The sequence below is a fragment of the Polyangium jinanense genome (assembly GCF_028435265.1).
GTDB classification, from domain to species: Bacteria; Myxococcota_A; Polyangia; order Polyangiales; family Polyangiaceae; genus Polyangium; species Polyangium jinanense.
In genome coordinates this window covers 44541-52955 of sequence record NZ_JAGTJK010000064.1, presented here as the reverse complement: position 1 = coordinate 52955, position 8415 = coordinate 44541, and the positions used below count along the sequence as shown (strand labels likewise).

Annotated in this window: 5 protein-coding genes; 2 read left to right on the top strand and 3 right to left on the bottom strand. The window is 69.0% G+C overall.

Annotated elements, in window-relative coordinates; translation table 11 throughout:
- Window positions 1-308: 308 nt before the first annotated feature.
- On the top strand, window positions 309-2600 hold the full coding sequence (locus tag KEG38_RS48335; protein ID WP_272427737.1) for a sodium/proton-translocating pyrophosphatase: 2292 nt from the start codon (window positions 309-311) through the stop codon (window positions 2598-2600).
- 105 nt (window positions 2601-2705) lie between these two features.
- Window positions 2706-6032, top strand: coding sequence for a DEAD/DEAH box helicase (locus KEG38_RS48330; RefSeq protein ID WP_272427736.1), 3327 nt, complete (start codon window positions 2706-2708; stop codon window positions 6030-6032).
- 67 nt (window positions 6033-6099) lie between these two features.
- On the opposite strand, the gene KEG38_RS48325 is transcribed toward KEG38_RS48330, so the two are convergent.
- From KEG38_RS48325 to KEG38_RS48315, 3 genes are read right to left on the bottom strand one after another with little or no spacing between them, the layout of a single operon-like run.
- Window positions 6100-6765, bottom strand: a complete 666-nt coding sequence (locus KEG38_RS48325) for an ExbD/TolR family protein (RefSeq protein WP_272427735.1) — start codon at window positions 6763-6765, stop codon at window positions 6100-6102.
- Window positions 6762-7325 (bottom strand): biopolymer transporter ExbD, encoded by a 564-nt coding sequence (locus KEG38_RS48320; RefSeq protein ID WP_272427734.1) that lies wholly within the window; start codon window positions 7323-7325, stop codon window positions 6762-6764. The genes KEG38_RS48325 and KEG38_RS48320 overlap by 4 nt, the downstream gene beginning before the upstream one ends.
- A gap of 10 nt (window positions 7326-7335) precedes the next feature.
- Window positions 7336-7962, bottom strand: a complete 627-nt coding sequence (locus KEG38_RS48315) for a MotA/TolQ/ExbB proton channel family protein (RefSeq protein WP_272427733.1) — start codon at window positions 7960-7962, stop codon at window positions 7336-7338.
- Between the last annotated feature and the right edge of the window lie 453 nt (window positions 7963-8415).

Below are 8415 nucleotides of genomic sequence, written 5' to 3'. Positions count from 1 at the left end.
AGGCCGTGGCAAGACCCGCGACGACCTTGCCAGCTGAGACAGCAGCGCTGCCGTATGTGCTGGGAACGTCTTCCCTGTCGACAGCGCGCATCGCGCGCTGTCGCCCCGGGTCCAGCGCTTGCGCTGGTCCGGGTCCAGGGGTGGACAACCCCTGGTCGGGGTCCGGGGTGAAACCCCGGCGCCACGCCCCCACCACGGGCTTGCCCTGACACGCGCATCGCGGTAGTGGACCTCCCGCGGCCCGCCTTCCCAGCGGGACGGGGTTCGTGTTGACGAATCCACGGGCGAACGGCCGCGATGACCTCCTCATGACTGAGCTCGCGCTCATCCTCGGCATCAGCCTGCTCGGCATCGGGTTCGCGGGCTACCTCGCGCGCTGGGTGCTTGGTTGCCCTACGGGGGAGGGGGACATGCCGCGCGTGGCTGCTCGTATCCGCGCGGCTGCGGTGTTCTTCACGAAGCGGCTGCGCGGCACCATCCTCGCTGTCTCGGCTGTGCCTGGGGGCGGCATCTTCCTCGCTTATGGCCTTGCTCGGCAGAAGCCTGAGGCCCAGGCGTTCCCGCCGCTCGAGCTCGGGGCTTGGCTCACGCTTTCGTTCGCTCTCGGCGTCGGCTCGGCTGTTGCGGCTGCGCAGGTTGCTTCTTGGACTGCCGCGCGCGCGAACGTGCGTGCGGCGAGTGGTGCTCGGCGCTCGCTCGATCATGCGCTGCAGATCGCCATCCGCGGCGGCGCTGTCTCGGGGCTGTTTTCTGTCTCGCTCGGGCTTGTTGGGCTTGTCGGCCTCTTCGCTGCGGTCTTTGCGACGAAGGGCGGCTTCTCGGCTGAACCTGGCGCTGCGCTGAAGCTTGCTCCCTCGATCCCGCTCGTCATCGCTGGTTATGCGCTCGGCGGCGCGTTTGCTGCGCTCATCGCCGAGCTCGGCGGCGGCGCCTTTGCGAAGAGCGCGGACATGGGCGCCGACCTTGCTGGCAAAGAGCTCGGCTTGCCTGAGGACGATGCTCGCAACCCGGCCACGATCGCGGATCTTGCGGGCGACTGCGCGGGGGAGGGCGCGGGCAAGGCTGCGTCCGCGTTTGCTTCGACCGTGGCGGAGAACCTCGGCGCGATGCTGATTGGGGCTGCTGTCTTCCGCGGGAACGAGGGCATCCCGAGTGTGCTCTCGATCATGCTGTTTCCCGTGGTCACGCGCGCTTTCGGCGTGCTCGCCGCGATGTTCGGCGTGATGGTCGTGCGCACGGATGACCGCGAGGATCCGATGAATGCGCTCGCTCGGGGCTTGTTCGTGACGGCGCTGCTCGGCGCGGCGGGCACGGCGGGCGCGGCGAAGTGGCTGCTCGGCAAGCACTGGCTGCCGCTCTTCGGCGCGGCCGCCGTGGGCATGGCTGCTGGGATCCTCCTCCTCTTCGTGGCGCAGTACTACACGGAGAGCCGCTACCGTCCCGTCCGTGAGATCGCCGAGGCCGCGCGCGTCGGCCCGCCGCTTGCGCTCCTCCGCGGGGCTTCGGTGGGCCTCGAGGGCGCGCTCGCTCCGCTCGTGATCCTCGGCGCGGCCGTGGCGTCGGCGCACGTGCTTGGCGCGCGCACCGGCCTTGAAGGCGGCGGCGCGCTCGGGATCGCGGTGGCCACGATGGGGCTGCTCGGCACGGCTGCTTACGCGCTCGCCATGGCCGGGTTCGCGCCGATCATCGACAGCGCGGGCGGGATCGTGGAGATGACGATCGGTCGCGAGCGCCCGGATGTTCGCGGGCGGACCGTGGTCCTCGACGCCGTTGGCAACACGGCGAAGGCGTTTGCCAGGGCGCACGCGGGCGCGGCGGCGCTCCTCGCGACCTCCATGCTCGTGTCGGTTTGGCTGGAGGAGGCCAAGCGACGGCTGCCTGCGGGCAAACCGGCTGCGGCGGCCGCGAATTCGCTCGCGGTGGGCCGGCCGGAGGTGTACCTCGGCGCGGCCGTCGGCATCGTCCTGGTCGTATGGTTTGCCTCGCGGTGTATCGGTGGCGTGTCACGCGCGGCCAGGCGTGTGCTCGATGAGGCGCGCCGGCAGATCAACGCGCCCTCGTCGCTCGGGACGAGCACGGCATGGACCCCGCCGCATCCGCGGGCGTCGCGGTCGAGCCAGTCCGCGGCGCCTGCCACGCGGGGTGGGCTTGTGGCGCCCGACCTGGACGCTTGCGTGGAGCTCGGCAGCCGCGCTGCGCTCGGCCATGCGATCACGCCGGCCCTGGTCGCCGCCTCGGTACCGATCGCGGTGGGACTGGGCTTGCGCTTCGCCGGAACGGAAGATAATCCTCTAGCCGTTGCCGACGCGGTCGCTGCCTTGATCCTGGCCGCGACGATCGCAGGCGTCCTTGGCGCGCTCCTGCTCGGCAATGCGGGGGGCGCTTGGGACAATGCGAAGAAGTACATCGTGACCGGGGCGCACGGCGGGCGGTACCTCGTCGACGAGACCGGCGCGCGGGTCGACAACCCGACGTACCTCGCGGCGGCCTGCGGTGACACGGTCGGCGATCCGCTGAAGGACGCCGCCGGGCCCGCGATCCACGTGCTCGTGAAAATGCTTCCCGTGGTCACGCTCGTCTTTTTGCCGTTCTTCGTCTAGTCCGCGCCAGAAGGCGCGAAAACCACCCGATCGACGCGCCCGCTCGCCGCGGGACAAACCCCCCATTCAAACGTGCCGCCTCCGATCACCGACGCACTCTCCACCTTGAGCGACCGCGGGCTGCGCCGTTTGCTCGGCGCTCGCACGTTCCTACGCGGACTCGAATACTTCCGAAGGCGCGTCGTCGAGGACATCGACGTCCAGGAGATGAGCTCGAGCGGCGTCGTCCGCGCGAGCGACTCCGAGCCGTACCCGGTAAAGGTCGAGCTCACGCCGGACGGCATCAAGTCGTACTGCTCGTGCCCGACGTTCTCGAAGGGGGGCCAGCACTGCAAGCACGTCGCCGCCCTTCTCATCACGCTGCGGGATCAAGCCCGCGGCGCGCAGCCGAGGCCGGGCCCGCCCGCCCCGATGATGCCGCAGACGGCGCACGCCGGCGGCGATGCTTTGAAGCGCGTGCGAAGGCGCGATCGTCCGCGCGGCACGCAGCCGCCGCTCGGTAGCCCCGGCCCGGGCGCCCCGATGGGGCACATGGGCGCAAGCGAGAGGACCTCGATGGCCGCGATGGGACCGCCCGGCTCGTCCGTGATCACAGCGCCGCAGCAAGACGCGACGGCGAAACAAACCGGCATCGGCGCGTGGCTGCCGCCCGAGGGGCTCGGCGGCTCGCGGCGCGTGGAGTTCCGCCTGCACGTCCGCCAGGGCGCGCTCACGGTCACGGTGCTCGACGCCGACGCGCGCGTGCCGATCCTGCCCTCGACGGCGCTCGCCTGGCAGGCGCTCTACCCGACGCCCGATCGCGACGCCCTGCGCCTCCTCGCCCGCTTCGAAAGCGGCAACCCGCGACACCCCGCGGTCGACGTGCGTGGCGAGGACGTGGCCGAGCTTCTGCCCTTGCTCGAAGGCCAGCGTGTGCTGCTCGAGCCCGCACTCATGCAGCTCCGTTTCGCCGAGGAGCCTTTGCGCCCGCGCTTCGACCTCGAGACCGTCGGCGGTGACACGATCATCGTGAAGGCGAGCTTCGAGCGCCCGACCGACAGGCGCCGCTTCTCACTGCTCCAGGGCGGCTGGTTCGAGGGTTGGCCCGGCTGGCACGTCGACACGCAGGAGGGCATCGCGCGGCGCCTCGACAAACGCGTCTCGCCCGCCGCGATGCGCAGGCTCCTGCGCTCGCCCACGATCGGCGAGCCGATGCGTGACCTCGTGCGCCTGATCATGCAGGGCTTGCCGAAGGTCGCGCTCGAGGTCGGCGCGGAGCTGCCGGACCTCGCGCAGATCGCCGACGTCGTGGATCTGCCGCCGACGTTCCGCATGCGCGCCGGCGGTTCGCTCGTCGAGGCGCACGTGCAGCTCTACGCCGCGTATGGCGAGGAGGAAGTGCAGGTCCGCGCCGACGGCATCTCGCCGCCCGTGCTTGTGCAGCCGCCCGAGGAGGGCATGAAGCGCGCGCGGTGCGTGCGTGTCGACATCGCGGCGCAGCAGGAGGCGGCGGCGCGCTTGCTCGGCCTCGGCCTCAAGCCCGACGAGACGGGCCAGGAGTTCGTGGCGAATGGCGACGCGGCCATCCGCTTCTGGAGCGATGGCCTCGCGGAGCTGCCCGAGGACTGGGACCTCTTCGTCCCCGAGGATCTCGTCGACACGCAGGTGCGGCACAAGCCGCTCGGCGTCTTCGCGAAGGTCACGAGCGGCATGGACTGGCTCAACGTCAAGCTCACGTTCGAGAGCGAGGGCGTGGCCGTCGATCGCGACGAGCTCCGACGCTGTCTCACCGAGGGCAAGCGCTACGTGCGCCTCGAGGACGGCTCGTTCGCGCCGCTCGATCCGGACACGATCCGCGCCATGCTCGACCGCGAGATCGAGCTCATGACGGCGGCCGGTCGCACCGGAAAGCTCCCGCTCGCGCACGCGGGCCGTATCCAGGAGCTGCTCTCGCAGGTGAGCGGATCGAGCGTGGGCCAGGGCGCGCGCGAGCTCTTCCACAAGCTCTCCAGCATCGAGGAGATCGAGAGCACGAAGAAGCCCCGCGCGCTCAAGGCGACGCTGCGCCCCTACCAGGAGGCCGGCCTCTCGTGGCTCAAGTTCATCCACGACATCGGCTCCGGCGGCGTGCTCGCGGACGACATGGGCCTCGGCAAGACGGTGCAGACGATCGCCCTGCTCCTCAGCGTCAAGCAGGAGGAGAAGCACGTCAAAGCGCTGATCGTGGCCCCGACGAGCGTCGTGACGAACTGGGAGCGCGAGCTCGTCCGGTTCGCGCCGACGCTCAAGGTGGCGCTCTGGCACGGCGCGGATCGCAAGGACCAGATCGAGGAGGTCCAGGAGGCCGAGGTCATCATCACGAGCTACGCGCTGCTCCGCCGCGACGAGGAGTTCCTCGCGAAGCTCGACCTCACCTACGCGATCCTCGACGAGGCGCAGCACATCAAGAACCCGCTGTCCGCGACCGCGGCCGCCGCGAAGCGCCTCAAGGCGCGCCGCAGGCTCGCGCTCACGGGCACGCCGATCGAGAACCGCCTCTCCGAGATCTGGTCGATCTTCGACTTCGTCTCGCCGGGCCTGCTCGGCTCGCTCGACAAGTTCGAGGCGCGCCTGGCGCGCCCGATCGAGGCCGGCGACTACAAGGCCGCGCAGCGCCTGCGTTCGATCATCCACCCCTTCATCCTGCGCCGCACGAAGCAGGAGGTCGCCAAGGACCTGCCCGAGAAGATCGAGACCGATCAGATCTGCGATCTCACGGGCGATCAGCGGTCGATCTACATGCAGGTGGCGCGCGAGGTGCGGGCCCAGGTGCTCGGCGAGGTGGAGCGTGTCGGCATCGCCAAGAGCCAGCTCCAGATCCTCGCGGGCCTCACGCGGCTGCGCCAGGCGGCCTGCGATCCGCGGCTCCTCGGCCTGCCGCGCGAGTTCTCGGACGAGGACTCGGGCAAGCTCGTGGCGCTGCGCGAGCTCATCGCGAACGCGGTCGAGGGCGGCCACAAGGTGCTCGTCTTCAGCCAGTTCGTGATGATGCTGAAGATCATCGAGCGGGCGATGAAGGAGGACGGCGTGGCCTACGAGTACCTCGACGGCGCGACGAAGGACCGCGCGGAGCGCGTGGAGCGCTTCCAGAACGATCCGACGGTGCCGGTCTTCCTGATCAGCCTGAAGGCCGGCGGAACGGGCCTCAACCTGACGGCGGCGGACACGGTCATCCACTTCGATCCGTGGTGGAACCCGGCCGTGGAGCAGCAGGCGACGGATCGCGCGCACCGCATCGGACAAACCCGCGTCGTGACGGCGTACCGCCTCGTCGCGGAGGGGACGATCGAGGAGAAGATCCTGCAGCTCAAGGCGAAGAAGCGCGAGCTCGTGGCCTCGGTCCTCAGCGAGGATCAGGGCGGCGCGAAGAAGCTCACGAAGGCCGACGTGGAAGAGCTGTTCGCGGTGGATTGAACGCGGCCCTCGGGGGGAGGGCCGGGGGCAGGGAAGGGGCCCGCGCCGCGTCTTGCGGCCGCGGGCCTTACTTCTTCCCGCTCAGGATCATGAGGTGGTACTTGCCGAACTCGCTCTGGCCGAGGGTGTAGAGCACCTCGATGAGCAGCCGGTAGGGCGTGGTCTTGTCGGCGACGATGCGCGCCTCGGACGTGGACGGGTCGAGGCCCTTCGCCGCGCGGACGGCCTTGTCGATCTCGCGCGCGTGCTGCAGCGAGTTCGCCAGCGGCACGATGTAGAGGTCGTTCGGGCCGCTGCGCTTGTGCTTGGCTTCGATGCCCGACTGCGCGAGCTGCTCGCGGCTCGGCAGCGTCACGACGGGGGTGGACTCTTCGCCGACCAGGATCTGCGTCTTCGAGACGACCACGAGCACGCCCTCGTCGCTCGGCTCGCCGACCATCACGGATTGCGGCAGGCGCAGGTCGTCGGACTGCGGGATCGCGCCGGCCGACGAGGCGAGGCTCTTCAGCAAGAAGACCAGGATGATGGTCATCAGGTCGAGCATCGCCGTGATGTTGAGGAAGTCGATCTCGGGCTCGCGCGCGTTCTTGCGCTTCGCCTTTCGAAGGGCTGCCTTGTACTTGACGATGCTGCCCTTCTGGGCCTGCACGGGACGCGGGCGCGGGGCGGGACGGGGCGCGTTCGGGCCGCTGTCTTGCCCGGCTTCGGGCTCGAAGGTCTCGTCGATGTTCATCGCGCCACCCCGAAGTGCACGTCCGAGAAGAGCTCTTCTTCGCCGTCCTTCCGGAGCGCGTCCATCGTGTCGATGATCGTCCCGTACTCGACGCCCGGGTTCGCGGTGATGGTCACCTGGGTCTCCTCCTTGAACTCGGGGGCCGCGTTCTTGAGCCGCTTCGCGCAGCTCGTGACGGCGGAGAAGTCGTGCACGCCGCCCTCGCGCATCGGGATCGTGATGCCGGCGCCGATGCCCTGGCAGCCCGGGGCGACGTTGCCGCTCGAGGTCTTGAGCGAGATGCCCTGCGTCGTGATGAACGCCGAGAGGTTCAGCGCCTTCGTCGCCACGTCGCTCCGACCTTTGCCGCCGATCGCGGGCGGGGTCGTGTCGATCGAGGCGATGAAGGTGACCGAGACGCTGGCGAGCACGAACATCATCACGTTCGTGATGATGTCGAGGAAGGGCACGATGTTGAGCTCACCCGCCTCCTCGCCCGGCTCCGGATCTTTCGGCTGGGAAAGCCGCCGGATGCGCGATTTCTGCGAGGCGCTGAGCGGAGCGTCGTGGGTCTCGGCCATGGGCGACGCTCTAGAAGTTCGGCTTGGCGATCGTCAGCAGGTTGAACACGCGCTCGGTGGTCGACTCCAGATCGTGCTGGATGTTCTTCGACCGCGTGTGGAGCAGGACGTGCGCGATCATGCAGAGCACGGCGATGCCGAGGCCGAACGCCGTGTTGTACATGGCCTCCGCGATGCCGTTCGAGAGCATCTGCTGCTTGACGGCGGCGGAGAGGCCGGGGGCCGAGATCGAGGCGAAGGTCTTGATGAGACCGCTGACGGTGCCGATGAGGCCGATCAGCGTGGCGATGTTCGCGAGGGACCAGAGGAGCGCGACGCGCTTCTCGACGGCGGGCTTGAGCTCGGAGAGCTTCTCGCTGAGGGCGGCGTCGATCTCGTCGGCGCCTTTGCTTGCCTGCGTGAGGCCGGCCTTGACGAGCTGCAGGATCGGGTAATCGCCGGCGTCGCAGAGCTTGATGGCGCGGTCGATGTTGCCTGCGACCACGAGCTTCTTGATCTGGGCGAAGAACTCCTTGGAGTTCACGCGGTAGCGATCGAGCTGGAAGTAGGCGCGCTCGATGATGACCGTCACCACGATCGCCGAGACGACGAGGTTCATCACGAGGAAGGTGGGGTTCTCCTTGATGGCCCCCCACATCCCGACCTCTCCTCCTTCGGACGCCAACATGAACAGGTGACGCATCCTCGCAGTCCCTTTCTCCCTACCTAGTCACCAGAGCGCCACGAGCCGTGGTTATGCCCCATGCGCAAAAGTCGCGTTGGGGCGCGACTATAGCCGTCGCTCGATCTCCCAGGCAAGCGACAGACGGCGCGTGTGAGCGGAGCCCCCGCCGAAGCGAGACGTGGGCTGCTTGGGCTTTGTCCGATGAGGCTGGATCCTTCCAAGTTCGTGGCGAACGTGCGGTGTTTCCCGTGTAGCTCGCGCGATCTCGACCAAATGTTGCTTGACGAGAGAGGGTCTGAATCGCGAAGATGCCGGTCGCCTGGGCGATGAAGCTTCAACGTGGGCCGATTCGCGCTGGGTCGACGGAGACGACGATCCTTGGATACCGGCCATTTGCCCCGTTCGGATGCGGGCGGGTAGACTGGC

What these genes read in the sequence shown, in the direction of transcription:
- KEG38_RS48335 (WP_272427737.1), top strand. Translation starts at nt 309, where the DNA reads ATGACTGAGCTCGCGCTCATCCTCGGCATCAGCCTGCTCGGCATCGGG.
- KEG38_RS48320 (WP_272427734.1), bottom strand. Translation starts at nt 7,325, where the DNA reads ATGGCCGAGACCCACGACGCTCCGCTCAGCGCCTCGCAGAAATCGCGC.
- KEG38_RS48315 (WP_272427733.1), bottom strand. Translation starts at nt 7,962, where the DNA reads ATGTGGGGGGCCATCAAGGAGAACCCCACCTTCCTCGTGATGAACCTC.
- KEG38_RS48325 (WP_272427735.1), bottom strand. Translation starts at nt 6,765, where the DNA reads ATGAACATCGACGAGACCTTCGAGCCCGAAGCCGGGCAAGACAGCGGC.